Source organism: Gemmatimonadota bacterium (assembly GCA_041390125.1).
Taxonomy (GTDB): Bacteria; Gemmatimonadota; Gemmatimonadetes; order Longimicrobiales; family Gaopeijiaceae; genus JAGQIF01.
This window is the reverse complement of sequence record JAWKQN010000002.1, coordinates 151,722-172,321: the sequence shown is the minus strand read 5'-3', so window position 1 is coordinate 172,321 and position 20,600 is coordinate 151,722. Positions and strand designations below refer to the sequence as shown.

Genomic DNA, 20,600 nt, shown 5'->3' with positions numbered 1-20,600 from the left:
TCCCCCGCCCGCTCATCCCTCCTCGTCCAGGAGGTCCTGCCTGTCCCAGAAGCGCAGGGCCCGGCACGCCGACACGAACGTGGTGCAGCCGTCCCCCGACGTCAGGTCCACCAGGCCGTCGTCCTCCCACTCGACGCCCGCCTTTTCGAACAAGGGCTCCGCGGCCGGGAGGTATCCGATGAACTTCATGTGCTGGTGGGCGTCCGCGACGAAGTCGCGCGCGGCGGGTTGTGCGGCCAACGCCTCCACCTCGTCCGCGGACGGCAGCAGCACCACGGCGTCGTAGAGCACGGAAGGGCCGCCGCCCAGCATCTCGTCGCCCTCGATCCAGGAGCCGTCGCTGGCCTCCACGCCGCCCACCGTGGGCGCCACGATCTCCAACATCGCCCCTTCGCTCTCCAGCGCTTCCCGTAGCGCGTCCAGCACATCGGCATCCACGCCGTGGGTGACCAGCGCGCCCACCTTCCGGCCCGCGAAGGAGTCCGGCCCGTTCTTGACGATGCTGAGCGCGTCCGACGGGGGAAGGTCCGTGCGCGTGGGCCGCGCCGCGTCCGCAGCTTCGGGCATGCCTTCCAGGCCCAGCCCGTCCGCCACCTGTTCGGCCAGCGCCTCGTCCACGTGGAGGAGATGGGAGACGACCCGCTCCCGGATGGCGGGCGTCTCGACCTTGCTGAGCTCGAAGGTCAGGGCCTCGGCCATGTGCCGCTGCTCGATCTCCGTCTGGCTGATGTAGAACTGGCGGGCCTGACTGTAGTGGTCGGCGAAGCTGTCGGGCCGGACGCGCAGCTTGGGGCCCGCGACGTCCGCGGGATGGGTGCGATACCCGTGGGGCGCTTCGCGGGGACCGCGAGTCTCTCCGCTCCACGAGTTGGGCTCGTAGTTGGCTCGACCAACGGGGTTCTTCATGGCCATGTGCCCGTCCTGCTGGAACAGGTGCATGGGGCACTTCGGCGCGTTGATCGGAATGTGGGTGAAGTTCGGTCCGCCCAGCCGCTTCAACTGCGTGTCCAGGTAGGAGAAGTTCCGGCCCTGGAGCAGGGGATCGTCCGAGAAGTCGATGCCGGGCACCACGTTCTGCGTGCAGAAGGCGACCTGCTCCGTCTCCGCGAAGAAGTTGTCCACGAGGCGGTCGAGCACCAGACGACCCACGCGGCGCACGGGTACCTGCTCCTCGGGGATGATCTTCGTGGCGTCCAGGACGTCGAACTCGAAGCGTTCGGCGAAGTCCTCGTCGAAGAGCTGCAGTCCCAGCTCCCACTGCGGGAGGTTCCCGCTGCCGATCGCGTCCCACAGGTCGCGTCGATGGAAGTCGGGATCGGCCCCATTGATCTTGACGGCTTCGTTCCAGACCACGGACTGGAGACCCTGCAGCGGCTTCCAGTGGAACTTCACGAACGTGGAGCGTCCGTCGGCGTCGACCATCCGGAAGGTGTGGATCCCGAATCCCTCCATGAAGCGGAAGGAGCGGGGGATCGCCCGGTCCGACATGATCCACATGACCATGTGGATGCTCTCGGGCATGAGCGAGATGAAGTCCCAGAAGTTGTCGTGCGCGGTCTGCGCCTGCGGAAAGCCGCGATCCGGCTCGGGCTTGGCCGCGTGGATGAGGTCCGGGAACTTGATCGCGTCCTGGATGAAGAAGACCGGGATGTTGTTGCCGACCAGGTCCCAGTTCCCTTCCTTCGTGTAGAGCTTCACGGCGAAGCCGCGCACGTCGCGCGCCAGATCCGGTGAGCCCTTGTTGCCGGCGACGGTGCTGAAGCGCACGAAGGCCGGGGTCTTCTCCCCAGCGCGCTGGAACAGGTCGGCGCGGGTGACGTCCGCGAGCGACTCGTACGTCTCGAAGTAGCCGTGGGCGCCGTAGCCGCGTGCATGGACCACGCGCTCCGGGATGCGTTCGTGGTCGAAGTGGAAGAGCTTCTCCCGGAAGTGGAAGTCCTCGAGGAGCGTCGGTCCGCGGGGGCCTGCCTTGAGGGAGTTCTGGTCGTCGGAGACGGGGACGCCCTGCTGGGTGGTCAGGACCGGCCCGCCCTCCTCCGGGATCTGATGCGTCTCCCCGCCGGCCGGACGGTGCACGGTCTGGTCCCCGTACCGCGCCGTCGGCATGTCCGGGATCGGGTCGACCCGCCCCGGTCGTTTTGCGCCAGCGCCCTTCGTCCGCCCTCCGCGCCGACCCGCGCGGCCGTCCGGCCGGGCCTGCGACTCCGGGCTCCGGTCGGCCGTCCGGCCCTTGGGGGTACGTCCGCCCTTCGGTGGATCCTTCCTGGCCATCGCCTGCCTCCTGGGTGCGCGCGCGAGAACGGCGCGTCGGTGATCCGGAGCGAAGGCGATGTCGCCTCGTCCGCTGCGTGCTGGAACGGTCCGGATGGACCGATGGTGCACGGGGGACGGGGGACGGGACGCGTGGGGGCCCGTGCCGACGAGCAGCACGGGCCGTGCATACCTGAGCGTCGAAGCTACCTCGTGGTGCGCGGCTACGGAAGCGCGCGCGGCTCACGGTTCCGGTACGGGACCCTCGCCGCGCGCCAATCGTCCGAGGATCAGGTCCCGCCGCCACCGCATCCGCCCCGGGCGGTGCGCCGGATTCGACGTCAACGGATGAGGCAGTGTGGCCGCCAGGGACGCGGCCTGTGCGCGCGTGAGGTCGGCGGCGCTGCGGTCGAAGTACGCCTGAGCGGCGGCCTCGACCCCGAAGATGCCCGGCCCGAGCTCCACGACGTTCAGATAGAGCTCGAGGATCCGGTCCTTGGGAAGGAACCACTCCAGGCGCTTGGCGACGATCAGCTCGCGAGCCTTGCGCGAGATGGAGCGGTCGGTGCCGAAATAGAGGTTCTTGGCCAACTGCTGCGTGATGGTACTCCGTCCGCGCACGTCGTCCGCGTGGTCCCGGTAGTAGCGGACCGCGCCCAGCACCCCTGCCCAGTCCTGGACGTCCCACCATTGCCAGGCTCCGTGGCCCGTGTAGTGCAGCTCCTCGGCCAGCGCCTCCCAGTCCACGCCCCCATGCCCGTAGAAGCGCTGGTCCTCCGCGATCAACACCGCCCGGATCAGGGTGGCATCCACGGAGTCGAGGTCGACCCATGTGCGCTGGAGCTCCAGCGCGGTCCCTTCTTCCCGCGCCTCGCGTAGACGTTGCTGCATGAGCGACGTGGTCCCCGGGCGGGCCCAGCGCAGCAGCTCGGGATACGGGGAGAGGAGCGCCACCACGAGAAGAGCGGCGAGCGCCAGGCGGAGGTGGCCGGGCACGCGACGCCAGCCGGTCCTCAGCGACGAGAGGAGACGACGCGACCGGGAGCGGCGAGGGGCGGCGGTGATGGGATCTCCGGGTCCAGAGGGCGTGGCCGCGCTACCCGCGGAAGTCGGCCTTGTCGAGCCCGTACTCCTGCATCTTGTTGTAGAGCGTGCGGGGGCTCAGTCCCGCCCGCTCGGCCGCGACCCCCACGCGCCCGCGGGTCTCGCTGAGCAGGCGTTCGAGGTAGGCGCTCTCCAACCACGAGACCACCCGGTCGCGTGCCTCACTCAACGGCTGGCGCACCAGGCTCTCCAGGCGCGGCGGCTCCGGCCCGCGCATCTCCGGCGGTAGCGCGCCGGTGATCTGGGCCGGCAGGTCCGGCAGGGACAGCATCGGACCGGGAGCCAGCAGGACGGCCCGCTCCATCACGTTGATCAGCTCGCGGACGTTTCCCGGCCAGGCATAGCGCTCGAGCGCTTCCATGGCCGCCGGGTCCGTTCCGGCGAGGTCGCGTCCGAACTGATCGGAGAAGCGCTCGCAGTATGCGTTCACCAGCTCCGGGATGTCCTCGCGCCGTTCCCGCAGCGGCGGCACCGTCAACGTCACCACCCCGAGACGGAAATAGAGATCCGGTCGGAACTCGCCGGCCTCCATGGCCTCCTCGAGGTTGCGGTTGGTGGCCGCCATGATGCGGACGTCGACGGGAATGGAGCGCTCGCTGCCGAGGGGCTGGATCCGGCGCTCCTGGAGGGCCCGCAGCAGCTTGGCCTGGAGCGCCAGGGGCATGTCGCCGATCTCGTCCAGGAAGAGCGTGCCCTCGTGCGCCAGCTCGAAGTAGCCCCGGCGCGCGCGCACGGCGCCGGTGAACGCGCCCTCCACGTGACCGAAGAGCTCGCTCTCCAGCAGCGTGTCGGGAAGGGCCGAGCAATTGACGGCCACGAATGGACCGTCGGCGCGGGCGCTCTCCGTGTGGATGGCGTGGGCCAGCCACTCCTTGCCCACGCCGGTCTCCCCCAGAACCAGCAACGACGCGTCGGAGCGCGCCACCCGCTCCGCCAGGCTGAGGAGCTCGTCCATGGCCGGGCTGGACGAGGCGAAGTCACCGAAGCGGAACTCCTGATCATCCCCTTCGGCACTGCGTTGCACGTGCGCCCGCCGCCGACGGATGAGGGCGTCGAATGCGCCCCGCAGCGCGCGATCGGGCAGATTCCGCCACAACACGTCCAGAGCCCCGGCGGCCGTGAGCCGGATGCGCTCTTCGGCGTCCTCCTCCTGGGTCAGGAGCACGACCTCCGGTGCGTCGGGTGCAGCGCGGATGGCGCGCACCGTCTCCGCCACCGGATGCGGAAGGTCGGAGGTCGTCGACACGAGCAGATCGAACGACTCGCGCTTGAGGCTCGACCACACCTGTCGGAGTCCGCGGGTCTCGGTGACGACGCGATCTCCGGCGTTGCTCTCCAGGATGCCGGTGAGTCGCTGGGTGAGCGCCGGCGTGCGCGTGAAGACAAGGATGCGTGCGATCATTTTCGGAAACGCAATGCCGAAAAACGGGTGTGGTGGCGCATCTGCCGCTCCAGCAACGCCGAAGGGGCCTCTGCGCCGATCCGATGGGCCCTGGGATCGGCACCAAGGTGCCGAAATGGATCCCTCCGGTCAAGATTCGGCAATGGAGTGCCGATAAAAGGCGGGGCCAGGTCCTCGGCCGCGCAGGGGTGTGGCATCGCATCACCTTGCCGGTGAACGACTTGCACGCCCCGCCCGTTCGAATGGCCCGCGCTTTGCCTGAGCCCCGGCCGACGGAAGCGAAACGCGCTCCCGACAATCACTTGCGCCGCACGAGGCGCAGACAGCTACGGATGGGCACCCCAATGGCCATGAAGAAGGCTGCCAAGAAGGCGACCAGGAAGAAGGCGGCCAAGAAGACCGCCAAGAAGGCCGCCAAGAAGGCTCCGGCCCGCAAGGCCGCCGCCAAGAAGACGGCGAAGAAGGCTCCGGTCCGCAAGGCCGCCAAGAAGACGGCCCGCAAGGCCGCTGCGAAGAAGACGGCCAAGAAGGCCACCCGCAAGAAGGCGGCGGCGCCCAAGCGCTGACCCCGGACCCGGGAGGGTCCCCGGCCTCGGCCGGGGACCCACTCGTCCGGACCGGCGAAGCGGCGGAGGGGTAGATCCGCGCCCTCCGATCCCGTCGCAACGAGCTTCGCCCATGACCGCTCCCTCCCCCGTCCGGGTGCCCATCCTGGCGCAACCGGACGACTACTCCTGCGGGCCGACCAGCCTGCACGCGGTCTACACCTTCCACGGACTCGATCTCGACCTCCCCCGCCTCATCGCCGACGTCCGCACCCTGAAGGAGGGCGGTACGCTGGCCGTCTTCCTGGGCCTGGACGCCCTGGCCCGCGGGTTCGACGTCCGACTCTACTCCTACAACCTCCGCGTCTTCGACCCCTCCTGGGACGGCTTGCCGCCCGAGGCGTTGCTCGAGAAGCTGCGCGCCCAGCTCGTGGCCAAGCGCAAGCGCCGTCTGCGCGAGAGCACGAAGGCCTACGTCCGCTTCCTGGAGGCCGGAGGCGAGCTGCGCTTCCACGCCCTGAGCGTGCGGCGCATCCAGGAGTACTTCGACGCCGGCCTGCCGGTGCTGTGCGGGCTGAGCTCGACCTATCTGTACGGCACGCCGCGCGAGGTCGAGGCAGAGGATGGCCGGATGTTGTACGACGACGTCCGCGGCACGCCCCAGGGTCACTTCGTGGTGCTGTGTGGCACCAGCATCGGTCGCATCCTGATCGCCGATCCCTATCAGGCCAATCCGATCTCCGGGGACCACTACTACGAGGTCGACCCCGATCACCTCGTGCGCGCCATCCTCCTGGGCGTCGTCACCTATGATGGGAACCTCATGATCGTCGCCCCCAAGGGTGGGCTGCCCGCCTCTCCGCCGCGCGGGCCCTTCGTGCGCGGCGTCACCGATCCGCCGGGACCGTCGTGAAGAAGATCGTCGTCGTCGCCAATCCCAAGTTGTGGACCATCGATGCACCGGGCTGCGAGGTGGTCGCGGCCCGCGACTACCTGCTCCGTCCCGAGCTCGGCAACCGCAGCACGCGGGTGTTCAACCTCTGTCGCGAGTACCGCTACGGCTCGCAGGGCTACTATGTATCGCTCCTGGCCGAGGCGCGCGGGCAGCGGGTGATGCCCAGCGTCAAGACCATCCAGGACCTGAAGACCCCGGCGGTGACGCGGATCCTCACGGAGGAGCTGGACGACCTCGTCCGTCGCTCGCTGCGGGAGCTCACCGGGACGGATTTCGAGCTGGACGTCTATTTCGGGGAGACACCCCGGAAGGAGCACGAGCGTCTGGCGCTGGAGCTGCACCGCCTCTTTCCCGCTCCCTTCTTCCGCGCCCGCTTCGAGCGCGACGGCAAGTGGGAGCTGCGCAACGTACGCATCCTGGCCTTCGGCGACATCGAAGAAGCGGACGTGGAGTACGCCCGCAAGGCGACGGCCCGCTATCTGGGACGTCGCCGCTACCACAGCCCGCGCACGAACCGCTTCGTGTACGACCTCGCCATCCTCCACGATCCGGAGGAGAAGGCCCCCCCTTCCGATCGCGCCGCCCTGAACCGCTTCGTCTCCGCGGGCGAGGCGCTGGGCTTCAGCACCGAGCTGATCACCCGCGAGGACTCGGACCGGATCGGCGAGTTCGACGCGCTGCTCATCCGGGCCACGACGGAGGTGGACCACTACACCTACCGCTTCGCCCGTCGGGCCCAGTCCGAGGGCATGCCCGTCATCGACGACCCCGATTCCATCCTGCGTTGCACCAACAAGGTGTACCTGGCGGAGGCGCTGCACGCGGCCGGCGTGCCCACGCCGCGGACCCTCATCGTGCACAAGGAGAACCAGGAGCAGGTGCTGGCCACCATCGGGCTGCCCTGTGTGCTCAAGGTGCCCGACGGGTCGTTCTCGCTGGGCGTGACGCGGGCCGAAGACGCCGCGGGTCTGGTTCGAGATCTCGAGCGCATGCTCACGGAGTCGGAGCTCGTTATCGCGCAGGCCTACACGCCGACGCCGTTCGACTGGCGTGTCGGGGTGCTGGACGGCCAACCCTTGTTCGTGTGCCGGTACTTCATGGCCTCGGGGCACTGGCAGATCTACAACTGGAAGAGCCAGAGCAAGCGCGACGTGGAAGGGGATTGGGAGACCCTGCCGGTCGAGGCCGCCCCGGTTCCCGTGGTGAACACCGCGCTGCGCGCGGCCGCCCTGATGGGCGACGGTCTGTACGGCGTGGACCTCAAGGAGGTGGACGGTCAGCCCATGGTGATCGAGGTGAACGACAACCCCAACGTGGACCACGGCGTGGAGGATCAGGTGCTCGGGGACGAGCTGTATCGTCGGGTCGTGGCCACCCTGCGGGACCGCTTCGAGCGGAAGTTCCAGCTCCGTGGCGTCTGATCGCCGGCTCGGGCTGTTCGAGGGCTTCGGCGTCGAGCTGGAGTACATGGTGGTGGACCGCGACTCCCTGGCGGTCCGGCCGATCGTGGACGAGCTGATCGAGCGCGTCACCGGGGACATCACGTCGGACGTGGAGCGCGGTGACCTGGAGTGGTCGAACGAGCTGGTCAGCCACGTCCTCGAGCTCAAGACCGCAGGACCGGCCCCGACGCTGGACGGCCTCGCGGCGCGCTTCCACGCGGAGGTGCAGGCCATCGACGGCTTCCTGGAGCCGCTCGGGGCCCGGCTGTTGGGCGGGGGCGCGCACCCGTTCATGGATCCGGCGCGCGAGACGCGGCTCTGGCCGCACGACTACAACGAGGTGTACGCGCTGTACGACCGGGTGTTCGGGTGCAGCGGCCATGGATGGTCCAACCTGCAGAGCGCGCACCTGAACCTGCCGTTCCGCGACGACGAGGAGTTCGGCCGACTGCACGCTGCCGTCCGGGTGGTGCTTCCCCTGCTCCCCGGTCTGGCGGCGTCCACGCCCATCCTCGATGGTCGCGACCAGGGCCTCAAGGACGCCCGCCTCGACGCGTACCGCCGCAACCAGGCGCGCGTGCCGTCGCTTGCCGGCGCCATCATCCCCGAACGCGTCTTCACGCAGCGCGACTACGAGCGGGTCGTCTTCGATCCCATCGTCCGGGACATGCGCCCGCACGACCGGGAAGGAGTCCTGGACCGGCACTTCCTCAACTCGCGCGGCGCGATCGCGCGCTTCGATCGGGGCAGCATCGAGATCCGACTGCTGGACCTGCAGGAATGCCCCTCCGCGGACCTCGCCATCCTCACCCTGGTGGTCGGGGTGGTCAGGGCTCTGGTGGAGGGCCGCTGGGTCGGGGACGCGCACCTGCGCGAGCTGGATGAGCACCGGCTGGCCGCCGTGCTGGACCGTGCCATCGCCGAGGGCGAGGACGCCCTGGTCCAGGACACGGCGCTCCTGCACGTGCTGGGGTGGCGTCGGGGGGACGTGCGCCTCGGTCGGCTCTGGGGGCATCTCGCCGATGCGTGCGCCGACGCGCTGGGGGGGGCCACCGGCGAGGTCGTGGAGCGGCTCCTGGCCGCGGGCACGCTCTCCACCCGGATCCTGCGCGCGCTGGGCGAGGACTGGGACCGTGCTGCGCTGCGGACCATCTACCATCACCTGGCCAACGCGCTCCTGGAGGACCGCCTCTTCCTGCCGGACGGGACCGACGACTGACATGTCGACCCGTCGGGGTCAGGTCTGGATCCTCACGTGTGAGCACGGCGGCAACGAGGTTCCGCCAGGGTGGGCGCAGCACTTCGTCGGCGCCGAGGATGTGCTCGCCAGCCACCGCGGCTGGGACCCGGGCGCGCTCGCGCTCCTCCGGCACCTCGCTCCGCTCGCCGACGCCACGTTCCACGCCACGGTCACCCGACTGCTCGTCGATCTCAACCGGTCGGAGCGTCACCCCAGGGTGTTCTCGGAGTTCACACGCGGTCTTCCGTCCTCCATGCGCACCGAGCTGCTCGATCGGTACTGGCGTCCCTACCGCGACCAGGTGGCCGACGCCGTCGCGGCTGCGCTCGTCGAGCACGAGACCGTCCTGCATCTGGGCGTGCACACCTTCACGCCCGTGCTGGACGGCGAGGTGCGCGACGTGGACATCGGCGTCCTCTACGATCCGCAGCGGCCGGTCGAGCGCGATTGGTGCCGGGCGTGGGCCGCCGCGCTGGCGGAGGGCGGGCCGCTGCGCGTCCGGCTCAACCGCCCGTATCGGGGGGCCGCCGACGGCCTCACCACCGCCTTCCGCCGCCGCTTCGGCCCGCGGTACCTGGGGGTGGAGCTGGAGGTCAATCAGGCGCTGCTGGTGCGCGGCCGTTGGGACGCCCGCGTCCCGGCGCTCCTCGAGGAGACGCTGTCCGCGCTCCGGCCGCGCTGATCCACGGCGGCGGCCCGTGCCGTCGCCGCCACTCGGTTCCTCGACGCGATGGTTCGCCGTCGCCGCCACTCGGTTCCTCGACGCGCTGCTCGGCCGTGGCCGCCACTCGGATTCTCGACGCGCTGCTCGGCCCTGGCCGCCGCTCGGTTCCACGACGCGCTGCTCCGCCGTGGCCGCCGCGCTACCTTGCTTGCGCCTCTTCCAGCACACGTCTCGGTCCCCCGGGAAGCGTCGCCCATGACCCTGCATTCCGTCGTTCCCGACTCCCGTTCCCCGGTCGTCCTGCGCGCGGCGCTGGCCCTGATCGCGCTGTTGCCGTCGGCGCTGTCCGCCCAGCGCGCGTTGCCGCCCCCGGAGCATCGCGCTCCGGTCGCGCTCACCATCAGCGGTGGCAAGAGCCTGGGTTCCTATCAGGCCGGCGTGAACTGGGGTCTGATCCAGGGAATGAAGCACTCGGTGGAGGCGGGGCACGGGGCGCATGCACGTCCCTATGAGCTGCTCGCCGTCACCGGCGCGTCCGCCGGCAACATCAACGCCCTGATCTCGGCCGTGGAGTGGTGTGACCAGGGCCGGTTGGCACCCCCCGAGGAGAGCCTGTTCTTCAAGATCTGGGTGCGGACCGGTTGGGAACAGCTCCTGACGCCGGCGCCGTATCGGCTGCGGAGCACGGAGCATCGTTCGGTGCTGCATCGCGACTTCTTCGAGCGTCACTTCGAAGAGATCGACCGTGCGCTGGAGGGCGCCGACGCGGCGCCTTGTGACGTTCCGATCGGCATCACGTTGACCAAGCAGGTGCGTGGCACCATCGCGCTCGGGGCCCTGGATATCCCCACGCAACGCTTCGTGTCCATCGTCCGGTTGGTGAGCGTCGAGGAAGCCGGTCGACGGCGGCTGGCCTTCGCGCTGCCGGAGTCGTCCCTGCTCGCCGACTCCGCCATCGGCAAGCGCGTGTGGCCCACGCTGCCCGGGAGCAGCCGTCCGGCCGTGGTCTCCCCGGCGGCGGTAGCGGGTGGGGGCGGCTCGGGGCGCGAAACAGCGGCCGTCGTCCCTTCCAAGCTCGCCTACCAGCTCAGCGCCGCATCCAGCGCGTTCCCGCTCGCGTTCGAGCCCGAGCGGCTGGACGTGGTCGATCCCGAACGGGCTGCGGCGGGCTGCGAGGTTTCCACGGAGCTGGGGTGTCGCGCGAGCGCCAACTACCTGGACGGCGGTCTGTTCGACAACAGCCCGCTCGATCTCGCGTTGCACCTCTTCGACCATCGCCGGCCGGTCAAGCCCCTGACGGCCGCGGACACCCTGGCGCGGGTCGTCTACATCGAGGCCGGTGAATACCGCGGGCACCTTCGCTCCGTCCGGGCCCGCGACGCCGAGGCGGAGCGCTTCGGGACCGCGGCCGCGCTGCAGATGGTGAGTCAGGCCATTCCCGCGGCCCGCAAGTACGAGCTGCACGCGCTCGCGCGGAGCTTGCGGGCCGACCCCGGAAGCGCCCAGGCGGGCTGGTTGCGGGTGACGGATCGGTCGTTCCCGATCGTCGGCGAGCATCTGGCGGGGTTCGCGGCCTTCCTGGGAAGACCCTTCCGTGAGTTCGACTTCTACGTGGGCGTCTATGACGCGCTGCACTTCATCGTCGCCGATCTGTGTCCGGACGAGCACGATCGGGACGCCCTGAAGCGAGCCGCCGCCGAGCCCTGCGAAGGCCAGCGGCTGCGGGAGCTGATCGAGGACGACGGGTTGCGGTTGGGGCCGTACGCTCCCGCCGTCTTGTCGGAGCTCTACGCGGTCGAGTTCCCCGACGAGCCGCGCCCGCGCGTCTCGTGGCCGGAGGGGGACGATGGACGCTCGCTCATCCTCCAGCGCCTGATCGACGCGAATCGGCGCGTCCTCGACGGCGTGGATCAGGGCTGCTCCGGCCGCGGCACCATCGAACGGCTCGTCTGTAGCGGTGGGTTCGACGAGATCCTGCGGGCGCTGCGGGAGGATGATGCGGTCATGGACGTCATCGACGACTGGGCGGAGCGCGAGGCGTGTGATCGCGACGCCTGGATGACCGCCCAGGTGGAGGGCTGCCTGGCCGACTACACGTTCCGCGAGCTCGTGCGAAATCCTCCGCTCTTCATGAGCCGCACCGCCGAGCAGGTCCTGCGCCAGATGTGGCGCGTGGAGGCGGGGCTCGCAGCCGAGGACGAGAGCAACACGGCCGAGGTGGTGCAGCTGATCGAGCTGTGGTTCCGGTCGGCCTGGGGGAAGTATCAGGACGCGTGGGACACCGATCCCTCCACGATCCCCGATGGCGAGACGTTCTGGAACTGGCTCTTCCACCTGGCGCCGAACCAGTTGGCCGTGGCGGCGGGCACCAAGGGCGGCGACATCTGGGGGCTGCGGCCCACCTATCACCTGGGTCCCCGCTGGGCGCTCGTGGCCCCCCTGTCCCTGACGTTCAACCGACCCGTGGAGAACCCCGACGAGCGCTGGCGCCTGCACGGCGGGTTCGGGCTGCTGCGCAAGAGCGAAAGCCTGCTCCTGAGCGGCTATCAGCTCACCGCGGACGTGCTCCGGGCCCCGCGGTGGCGCATCGAGGACGCGCCCGACCGCACAGTGTGGGGGACGAGCCTGACCGCCTACCTCTTCGCGGGCAAGGTCACCACGACCGTGCGCTGGATGCCCGGCAACGACTCCGAGCTGTATAGCGGAGACGACGTGGCGGTGATCCTGGGCCTGGCGGACTTCAACGGACTTCTCTACTGGATCAGTCGCGGCCTGTTCTGACGATCCCCGCCCGGGATGCTCGCCGATGGGCTCCCACCCAGCGGCGAGCGAGCGGGACCGGGTGCCCGCGAGGCCGGTCCCCGGGCGCAACGCTCCGCCTGCGACCGGGGTGATCTATTCGGGCGACGACGCGTCGCTCCCGGACGTGCGCGACCACCAGGCGCGCACCTCCCAGAGGAACCAGAGGAACACGGCGCTGCTGCCGAACACCAGCACCGCGATGGACAGCCAGGTCATCCAGCCGTAGACGCTCACAGGCTGACCTCCGGAGTCTTGAGCTCGGGGGCGGGCGTCTCGGTGCCGCGCGTGGGGCCCACACGGGTCCCGAACGCCTGCCCGAGGGCGAACCCGACGAGCGAGGCCGGCAGCGCGATCAGCACGCCGTACTCCTGCCAGATCTCGAGCTCACGCCCCCCCACCGTGACCCGCCAGATGCGGGTGCCCCATTCGGGATCCTCCGAACCCAGGATCCAGAGGGCGAGGAAGAACACCAGGGCGACCCCCAGACCTCCCAGGCTGGCGCCCAGCCCGGCGGCGCGCTTGAGCGGGATCGGCAGGTAGAGGCCGGCGAGCACGGGCACCAACGCGGAGGCCACCAGCACGGTGCTCATGAAGACCCAGGCGGAGACGATGCTCGTGAAGGTCACCGCGAAGAACGCGGAGGCGAGTCCGGCCACGACGATCATTCGCCGCGTGAGCGCGAGGGTCTCCCGGTCGCTCAGGTCCGGTCGGAAGAGCGGACGATACAGGTCGTAGGCCAGGTTGCCCCCGCAGATGAGCAGATACGAGTCGATGGTGGACATCGCGGTGGCCACGACGCCGGCGACGAAGAGTCCGGTCAGCCCGGGAGGGAGCCGTTCGAGCGTGAGTGTGATCAGGGCGTAGCGCGGCTCGACGTCGACGCCGAGCGCCTGGGCGGCCATCCCCATCAGGGTGACGATCCAGTCGTAGGCGGCCCACAGCACGACTCCGACCGCGAGCGCGATGAGGAGGGAGCGGTAGTCCCGCGCCGCGAAGATCCTCTGGTACAGCGCCGGCTCCACCAGCACGCTCAGCGCGGCGACGCCGAACACGACGAGCACCGCCAGCGGATAGGTGCCGCGCGGCTGGAAGTACGACTCCGGGAGCAGCCGCTGCATCCCGTCGATGCCACCCACGTCTCCGAGGACCAGCCACGCCGCGATGCCCAGGGTCACACACATCAGGGTGAACTGCACCGTGTCTGTGAGCGCATCGGCCAACAGGCCACCCATCAGCGTATACACGATGGAGATGCTGGTCCCGAGCAACACGCCCCACAGGAACGGGAGCCCGAGCAGCACATCGAGGAGCACCCCGATGCCCATGATCGCGAGCAGCGGGAGGGAGTAGAAGAACGAGCTGACCGCCACGACCGCGCGCGTGCCGTCCCCGAAGTAGGCGCCGGCGATGTCGGGGAGCGAGATCAGGTCATGGCGCTTCAACCGGCGCGCGATGAACAGCGCGGCGATGATGACGGCGATGTAGTAGGGGCGCGTGTAGAAGAACCAGCCCACGACGCCGTCGAGGTATCCGACCTCGGACCCACCGAAGAGGACGTCCAGCCCGTAGTAGGTGGACACGATGGTGCACACCAGCAGCGCCGCGGACATGTGGCCCGACGCGACGAAGTAGTCGCGGAACGACGTGATCCGGCGGGAGACAGCCCAGCCGATGCCCAGGATCGTCCCGATGTAGAGCGCGGTGATGACCCAATCGACGGCGTGCAACGACGGAGGGCGCTCGCGTCAGCGGGGAAGTCGTTCCGGCATCTCGGCCACGACGTATGCGTGGACCGCCATCGCGGCGACGCACAGCGCCACCTCGTGCGGGTCGAGCTTGTCGATCGTGTCGGCGTCGGTGTGGTGATACCAGAAGTAGCGCGTGCCGTCCACGTTGAGGCCCATCCCGGGCACCCCCAGCGCCATGATGGGGGCGATGTCCGCACCGCCTCCGCCGCGGGTCACGGCTCCGGCCTCGATGCGATCCAACAGCGAACCGACCTCCTGCAGCACGGAGAACGCCGCGTCCGAGCCCGTGAATCCGAACCCTTCGGGCTTGAAGACGCCACCGTCCGACTCCATGGCCAGGATGTGGTCGTCCAGCTCGTCCATGTGGGCGTCGCGGTATCCGTTTCCGCCCCGCGTGCCGTTCTCCTCGTTCGTCCACAGCACGACCCGCACCGTACGGCGGGGACGCAGGTCCAACGCCTTCATGAGGCGCACGGCCTCCCAGGCCGCGACGCTGCCGCCGCCGTCGTCCATCATGCCCTGTCCGACGTCCCAGGAGTCGATGTGCCCTCCGAGCACGATCACCTCGTCGGGGAGCTCACGCCCCCGGATCTCCGCCACCACGTTGCGTGACCAGGTGTCGGGTAGGGTCTGAGCGTCCATCTCGAGGTGGACCTCCACGCGTTCGCCCCGACGCACCATGCGCTTGATGAGCTCCGCGTCCTCCACGGTGAGCGCCGCATGCGGGATGCGCGGCACGCCGTCCGCGTACTGCATGTTGCCCGTGTGCGGGGTCTGTTGCGAGTACGGAGTGACGGAGCGGATCAGACTGGCAACCGCGCCGGCGCGCCCGGCCGCGATCGCTCCCTGGCGCCGATACGCGCCGGTGGTCCCGTAGTCCACCCACTCGGGCGCGAAGAGCACGATGCGACCTTTGGCTTCGTCGGCGCGACGCTCCAGCTCCTCGAAGCTCTCGACCACCATGACCTGGGCGCGGATGCCTCCCTTGGGCGTGCCGATCGAACCGCCGAGACCCAACATGGGCAGGTCGCGCTCGAACGGGACGATCATCCGCGCCGATTCCTCGCCGCGGACCCAGTGCGGCACCAGCACCGGCTCCCCGCGCACGTTCTCCAGGCCGTCGGCCTCCATCTCCTCGAGGATCCAGTCGAGCGCACGCTCGAGGGACGCGGACCCGCTCAGTCGGTGCCCGAACCGGTCGCCGAGCTCGGTCAGACGGGCATAGGCGGCAGAGTCGGCGAGCGCGGCGTCGATCAGACGGTTGGCCGCGTCCCGATAGGGCGTCGCGGAGAACCGGTCGGCCCACGCCTGCGCCGCCAGCGGTGTGCGGGCGAGCGGGAGCAGAGCGAGCGCGGCGGCGGGCAGGACGGCAGCGGCGCGGGCGAAGCGGAGGGTCATGGAGGGTCTCGAACCGGGTCGGACGTCGATGGTGAGAGGACGCGGCAACATCAGGAGGGAGGGGGAGATCCGTCAAACCACCCGGGGGAGCGAGGGGTCCTGGCGGGGCTTCCCCGTCTTTCCAGGCGGGGGCCCGGACCCCCACTGTGCGGCCTCGCCCGTCGTGCCGACCCGTGCCCGGATGGATCCCATGCGTCCACGTCGCCGCCCTTTCGATCCGATCACCGACGGCTGCTCCGGCCTCTTCGCGGTCCCGCCTCGGGACCGGGAGGGCGACGGCGGGAGCGCTCGAACGGTGGCTGGAGAGAGCGGGGCTCGGGCTCGAACGGTGGCTGGAGAGCGCGGCGCTCGCGCTCGAGCGGTGGCTGGAGCCAGCGACCCTCGGGCTCGAGCGGTGGCCGGAGAGAGCGGCGCTCGCGCTCGAACGGTGGCCGGAGCCAGCGACCCTCGCGCTCGAACGCGGGCCGGAGCGAGCGACCCTCGCGCTCGAACAGGCGCCGGAGCGAGCGGCGTTCCGACGGCGCCCGACCTCGTCCGGTCGCGCGGCGGCATCGCGGCGGCCGCGCTGCTGCTGACGGTGGCTCTCGGTGCCTGCGACCCGGCCGGTCCTCCCGGGATCGACGCCATCACCGAGGAGGCGCTGTCGTCCGACCTGTATGCGCTCGCACACGACTCCATGCAGGGCCGCCTGACGGGAACGGCCGAGATCGGACGCGCTGCGGAATGGATCGCCGAACGCTATGCGACGCTCGGGTTGGTGCCCGCCGGCGACGATGGAAGCTTCTACCAGAGTTTCGCGCTCACCTGGGTGACGCTGGGGGACGGGAACCGACTGTCCCTGCCCGGCCCGGGAGGCGCGCGTCCGGCGGGGCAGGGATGGACCCCCATGGGGATCAGCGCCAACGGCAGCGCCACCGGCGAAGTGGCCTTCGCCGGCTACGGCATCGTGGAGCCGCGCGTGGGGTGGGACGACTACGGAGACGCGGATGTGACGGGCAAGATCGTCCTGGTGCTGGAGCGCGAGCCGGGGGTCGATGACCCCGCCAGCCCGTTCGACGGCGTCGTGACGTCCGAGGCGTCCCGCGACTGGCGCAAGGTGCTGAGCGCCCAGGAGCGGGGTGCGGTGGCGGTGCTCTTCGTGCGGGACGTCCACGCGCGGAGCGACGTCGACGATTGGAGCGCCTTCCATACGGCCGCCTGGCCGGATCGTCCTCGGCGGATCGAGCGGTTCGTCCTGCAGGCCTGGGCCGAGGGGGTCACCGTGCCTGTCGCGCAGATCTCGACCCCCATGGCGGAGCAGCTGCTCGCGGCCAGCGGCCGCACGTTGGCGGAGCTGGCGGCCGCGGCGGACGCATCCGGCTCAGGGCACGGGGTCGTGCCCCTGCCCGCGAGCCGCGTGAGCATCACCACGTCGGTGGAGCGGCATCGCACGCCCGGTCGGAACATCATCGGCATGGTGGAAGGGTCCGATCCCGCGTTGGCCGACGAGGTCGTGATCGTCGGTGCCCACCACGACCACAACGGTGCGGACGGCGCGGAGATCTTCAACGGCGCCGACGACGACGGGTCGGGCACCGTGGGTGTGCTGGCCGTGGCCGCTGCGTACGCGGCGGCCCTGGAGCAGGGGGAGCGCCCGCGCCGCACGGTCCTCTTCGCGGTCTGGGACGCGGAGGAGCGCGGGCTGCTCGGTGCATGGTACTACACGACCGCGCCGCGTTTCCCGCTGACAGCGACGGTCGCCAACCTCAACATGGACATGATCGGGCGCAACGAGGAGGTGCCGGAAGACGGGGGAGGGCGGTTCAACGGTCTGGAGCCGCAGAGCGCGGAAGCGAACGCCAACGCCATCAACATCCTCGGCTTCACGCGCTCACCACAGCTGGCGGCGGTCATCGAGGCGGCCAACGAGGAGACGGACCTGCTGCTCCGATTCCGCTACGACAACAACGAGTCCAACCTGCTTCGCCGCAGCGATCACTGGCCGTTCCTGCAGAACGGGGTGCCGGCGGTATGGTTCCACACCGGCCTGCATCCCGACTATCATACGCCCGACGACGATGCCGACCGCATCAACTACGAGAAGATGACGCGCATCGTGCAGCTCGTGCACCGGACGAGTTGGGAGCTGGCCAACAGCGAGCAACGGCCCGCTCTCGAAGGCATGGGGAGTCGCCCGCGGTCCTGAGCGGAGCGCCCCGTCCGTGGGCGCACCGCGCGCCTTGGACCCGCGCGAACGTCCGATTCTGCCATGGACGGCATTGGGCGTTGCTGCGGATCCTTGCGAGCGTCCCATGGTGCCCTGGACGGCGTTGGCGGTGTCGCGGACCCCCGTGAACGTCCGATGCTGCGCTGGACGACTTTGGCGGTGTCGCGGACCCGCGTGAACGTCCGATGCTGCCATGGACGGCTTTGGGCGTGCTTCGGGACTCTTGCGAACGTCCCATGGTGCCATGGACGACTTTGGGCGTGCTGCGGGACCTCTGCGAACGTCCGATGGTGCCCTGACGGCGTTGGGCGTGCTGCCGACCCGCGTGAACGTCCCATTCTGCCATGGACGGCTTTGGCCCTGCTGCGGGGGCTCGGGTCCGGGACGCACCGCGCACGTCGCGCTCCGCGCGTTCAGAGGCCTCCTGGAACGCGCTACACGGCTGCGGCCTTCTGCCGAAGCCTCCGACCTCGCGTTCGTGCGTCCTGGAGCCGCAGGAGAGGCCGCGAAACCCACCGGTATCTTTGAAGCAGGTTCAACGCTTCGAAGGGAGGGGTGGGGTGATGGAATCGACGGCGGGCGTGCGCGATGTGCGGGTAGCTGGCATGGACGTGCAGCGGGCGGCCGCGCGCCGCGGTCGGGATGGCGCCCGTCCCGCCGCAGCGTCGTCTCCGGCTCCGTCTCCCTTCGACCTGTCGGTCGAGGCGCTGGACGAGATCGAAGACCTCGCCGACGAGATCATCCGCCTGGCGGCGCAGATCCACGCGGCCACGCACCGTCAACTGACGCTGCTGGCCGAGTTCGACCGGCGACGCGGCTGGGAGCTCGAGGGTCATGCCACCTGTGCGCACTGGCTGGCGCTGCGCACCGGGATCGATCTGGGCTCGGCGCGCGAGAAGGTGCGCGCCGCTCGTGCCCTGGAGGACCTGCCGGCGATCGGCGCCGCGATGCAGCGCGGTGCGCTGTCCTTCAGCAAGGTGCGCGCGCTGACGCGCGTGGCCAGCGCGGAGGACGAGCACGAGCTGCTGGCCCTGGCGCTCTCCAGCACGGCACACGAGGTGGAGCGCACGGTCCAGCGCTGGCGGCGGCTGGGCCGTCTGGACGAGCAGGCCCTGGAAGCCGCGCGCCACCGGAGCCGCTGCTTCTCGGTCTTCCCGGACGGGGACGGCATGTACGTCGTGAAGGGTCGGCTCGACCCGGAGGTGGCGGCCGTGCTGATGCGCGCCGTGGACGCGGCGGCCGATGCGCTCTGGTGGAAGGGCCCCGAGCTGGCGGATGCGGAGCCGGTCACCGCGGAGCAGCGCCGCGCGGACGCGGTAGGCCTGCTGGCGGAGCGGGCGCTCAGCGCGGGGCTGGACCGGGAGGGCGGCGGACCGGATGCGCCCATCAGCGGCACACGGGCCGAGCGCTACCAGGTGATGCTGCACGTGGAGGAAGCGGCGTTGCGGAGTGAGGTGCAGGAGAGGGCCGAAGAGCACACGAGGACTTCGGAGACGCGCATGGAGCACGCGTGCGCGACGCAGCAGACGCGAACACCGACGCCGGACGTACAGGAGGAGGCGGAAGCGGCGGAGTGCGCATCGGCGGAGTGGTCAGCACAGAAGCAGTCAGCGCCGAAGCGGTCCTCGCAGGAGGGGTCCGCACAGGGCGCGTCGACCCACCCCGCGACGCCGGCGCATGCAGCCTCTCCGTCGCATCCCCTCGCCCCGGTTTCCGAGCTCCATGACGGCACCCGCGTTGCCGCGGCAACGTCGGGGCGCCTGTCCTGCGATGCGAGCCTGGTGCGGGTGACCACCACCGCGCGCGGGGACGTGCTCGACGTGGGGCGGCGCACCCGCACGGTGCCTCCGTCCCTGCGCCGCGCGCTGGAGGTCCGCGACCGCGGCTGTCGCTATCCCGGGTGTGGCCGTCGCTTCACGGATGCCCACCACATCCGCCACTGGGCGGACGGCGGGCCCACCTGTCTGTCCAACCTCCTCCTGCTCTGCCGGGTCCACCACCGTCTGCTCCACGAAGGCGGCTTCACGGTCGAGCTGGGCGCGGACGGTCGGGCCGTCTTCCGGGACCCGCGCGGACGCCCCGTCCCACACCTGCCCCCCCTCAAGCGCGCCACGCAGGCGGAGGTCGACGCGATGAAGACCGCGCTCGGGATCCGACCAGGATGACGGAGGGCGGGACCCGGTCGAAGTGGACGGGATCCGACGGTGATGAACGAGGCCAGGACCCGACCAGGAACGCATAGGTGACGCGACCAGGATGATCGCGGGCGAGATCCGACGGGGATGAACGAAGGCGGGATCCGACCATGACGAACGCGTATGCGACCCGACCGGGATGAACGCGGACGGGATCCGACCGCGATGAACGCGTTTGTGACCCGACCGGGATCAACGCGGGCGGGACTGCTTGAGGACGCCGTCCTCGAAGACCCCGGCGTCGTGACCCGAGCGCGATGAACGAAGGCGGGATCCGACCATCAGGAACGCGTACGCGACCCGACCAGGCCGACGCAGGCGTGACCCGACCAGGCCGAGCGCAGCCGTGACCCGAGCGCGATGAACGCGTTTGTGACCCGACGGGGATGAACGAAGGCGGGATCCGACCATCAGGAACGCGTATGCGACCCGACCAGGCCGAGCGCAGGCGTGACCCGACCGCGATGAACATGCACCAACCACGAAGCATGCGCTCGGATCCGACGAACGAACGAGCTCGGGATCCGGCCGGGTAGAGGGGGCACGGGAGGGAAGCGGGCCCAGCGCGCCGCCGCCCTTGTGCAGCATGCACGCATCACCCCATCACCGACCGGGCGGTCGGGCCCGCTCCTTGCTTGGCAGTACGCTC

General features: G+C 70.2%; 14 protein-coding genes. 8 read left to right on the top strand and 6 right to left on the bottom strand.

The genetic code is table 11. The annotated features are described in order from the left end of the window. Window positions 1–12: 12 nt before the first annotated feature. From R3E98_00635 to R3E98_00625, 3 genes are all read right to left on the bottom strand, one after another. Window positions 13–2,106, bottom strand: coding sequence for a catalase (locus R3E98_00635; GenBank protein ID MEZ4421886.1), 2,094 nt, complete (start codon window positions 2,104–2,106; stop codon window positions 13–15). Window positions 2,107–2,493: 387 nt separating this feature from the next. Then, a complete protein-coding gene (locus tag R3E98_00630; protein ID MEZ4421885.1) occupies window positions 2,494–3,246 on the bottom strand; it encodes a biosynthetic peptidoglycan transglycosylase in 753 nt (250 codons plus the stop codon). Between the two features lie 100 nt (window positions 3,247–3,346). After that, window positions 3,347–4,756 (bottom strand): sigma-54 dependent transcriptional regulator, encoded by a 1,410-nt coding sequence (locus R3E98_00625; GenBank protein MEZ4421884.1) that lies wholly within the window; start codon window positions 4,754–4,756, stop codon window positions 3,347–3,349. 344 nt (window positions 4,757–5,100) lie between these two features. Between R3E98_00625 and R3E98_00620 the strand changes: the two genes are divergently transcribed. From R3E98_00620 to R3E98_00595, 6 genes are all read left to right on the top strand, one after another. Then, window positions 5,101–5,322: a hypothetical protein gene (locus R3E98_00620; GenBank protein MEZ4421883.1), complete on the top strand. Its 222-nt coding sequence runs from the start codon at window positions 5,101–5,103 to the stop codon at window positions 5,320–5,322. A gap of 112 nt (window positions 5,323–5,434) precedes the next feature. Then, window positions 5,435–6,214: a peptidase-C39 like family protein gene (locus R3E98_00615; GenBank protein ID MEZ4421882.1), complete on the top strand. Its 780-nt coding sequence runs from the start codon at window positions 5,435–5,437 to the stop codon at window positions 6,212–6,214. Beyond that, the gene (locus R3E98_00610; GenBank protein ID MEZ4421881.1) at window positions 6,211–7,677 is read left to right on the top strand and encodes a RimK family protein; all 1,467 of its coding nucleotides are present in this window, start codon (window positions 6,211–6,213) and stop codon (window positions 7,675–7,677) included. Before R3E98_00615 ends, R3E98_00610 begins: the two co-directional genes overlap by 4 nt. Further along, window positions 7,667–8,917: a glutamate-cysteine ligase family protein gene (locus R3E98_00605; GenBank protein ID MEZ4421880.1), complete on the top strand. Its 1,251-nt coding sequence runs from the start codon at window positions 7,667–7,669 to the stop codon at window positions 8,915–8,917. The genes R3E98_00610 and R3E98_00605 overlap by 11 nt, the downstream gene beginning before the upstream one ends. A 1-nt stretch (window position 8,918) precedes the next feature. Then, the gene (locus R3E98_00600) at window positions 8,919–9,620 is read left to right on the top strand and encodes an N-formylglutamate amidohydrolase (protein ID MEZ4421879.1); all 702 of its coding nucleotides are present in this window, start codon (window positions 8,919–8,921) and stop codon (window positions 9,618–9,620) included. 237 nt (window positions 9,621–9,857) lie between these two features. Beyond that, complete coding sequence (locus tag R3E98_00595; protein MEZ4421878.1) at window positions 9,858–12,383, top strand: patatin-like phospholipase family protein; 2,526 nt, start codon at window positions 9,858–9,860, stop codon at window positions 12,381–12,383. Window positions 12,384–12,497: 114 nt separating this feature from the next. On the opposite strand, the gene R3E98_00590 is transcribed toward R3E98_00595, so the two are convergent. The 3 genes from R3E98_00590 to R3E98_00580 are packed head-to-tail and all read right to left on the bottom strand — an operon-like array spanning window position 12,498 to window position 15,550. Continuing rightward, complete coding sequence (locus R3E98_00590; GenBank protein ID MEZ4421877.1) at window positions 12,498–12,638, bottom strand: hypothetical protein; 141 nt, start codon at window positions 12,636–12,638, stop codon at window positions 12,498–12,500. Then, on the bottom strand, window positions 12,635–14,131 hold the full coding sequence (locus R3E98_00585) for a sodium:solute symporter family protein (GenBank protein MEZ4421876.1): 1,497 nt from the start codon (window positions 14,129–14,131) through the stop codon (window positions 12,635–12,637). The genes R3E98_00590 and R3E98_00585 overlap by 4 nt, the downstream gene beginning before the upstream one ends. 18 nt (window positions 14,132–14,149) lie before the next feature. Further along, window positions 14,150–15,550: a M20/M25/M40 family metallo-hydrolase gene (locus tag R3E98_00580; GenBank protein MEZ4421875.1), complete on the bottom strand. Its 1,401-nt coding sequence runs from the start codon at window positions 15,548–15,550 to the stop codon at window positions 14,150–14,152. A 577-nt stretch (window positions 15,551–16,127) separates the two neighbouring features. Between R3E98_00580 and R3E98_00575 the strand changes: the two genes are divergently transcribed. Continuing rightward, window positions 16,128–17,735 (top strand): M28 family peptidase, encoded by a 1,608-nt coding sequence (locus R3E98_00575; protein MEZ4421874.1) that lies wholly within the window; start codon window positions 16,128–16,130, stop codon window positions 17,733–17,735. Window positions 17,736–18,319: 584 nt separating this feature from the next. Then, window positions 18,320–19,921: a DUF222 domain-containing protein gene (locus R3E98_00570; protein MEZ4421873.1), complete on the top strand. Its 1,602-nt coding sequence runs from the start codon at window positions 18,320–18,322 to the stop codon at window positions 19,919–19,921. Window positions 19,922–20,600 lie beyond the last annotated feature (679 nt).

Bases quoted from the DNA above. Each gene is read 5' to 3' on its own strand.
- R3E98_00580 (MEZ4421875.1), bottom strand. From the start codon at position 15,550: ATGACCCTCCGCTTCGCCCGCGCCGCTGCCGTCCTGCCCGCCGCCGCG.
- R3E98_00570 (MEZ4421873.1), top strand. From the start codon at position 18,320: ATGGAATCGACGGCGGGCGTGCGCGATGTGCGGGTAGCTGGCATGGAC.
- R3E98_00615 (MEZ4421882.1), top strand. From the start codon at position 5,435: ATGACCGCTCCCTCCCCCGTCCGGGTGCCCATCCTGGCGCAACCGGAC.
- R3E98_00600 (MEZ4421879.1), top strand. From the start codon at position 8,919: ATGTCGACCCGTCGGGGTCAGGTCTGGATCCTCACGTGTGAGCACGGC.
- R3E98_00595 (MEZ4421878.1), top strand. From the start codon at position 9,858: ATGACCCTGCATTCCGTCGTTCCCGACTCCCGTTCCCCGGTCGTCCTG.
- R3E98_00635 (MEZ4421886.1), bottom strand. From the start codon at position 2,106: ATGCCGACGGCGCGGTACGGGGACCAGACCGTGCACCGTCCGGCCGGC.
- R3E98_00625 (MEZ4421884.1), bottom strand. From the start codon at position 4,756: ATGATCGCACGCATCCTTGTCTTCACGCGCACGCCGGCGCTCACCCAG.
- R3E98_00620 (MEZ4421883.1), top strand. From the start codon at position 5,101: ATGGCCATGAAGAAGGCTGCCAAGAAGGCGACCAGGAAGAAGGCGGCC.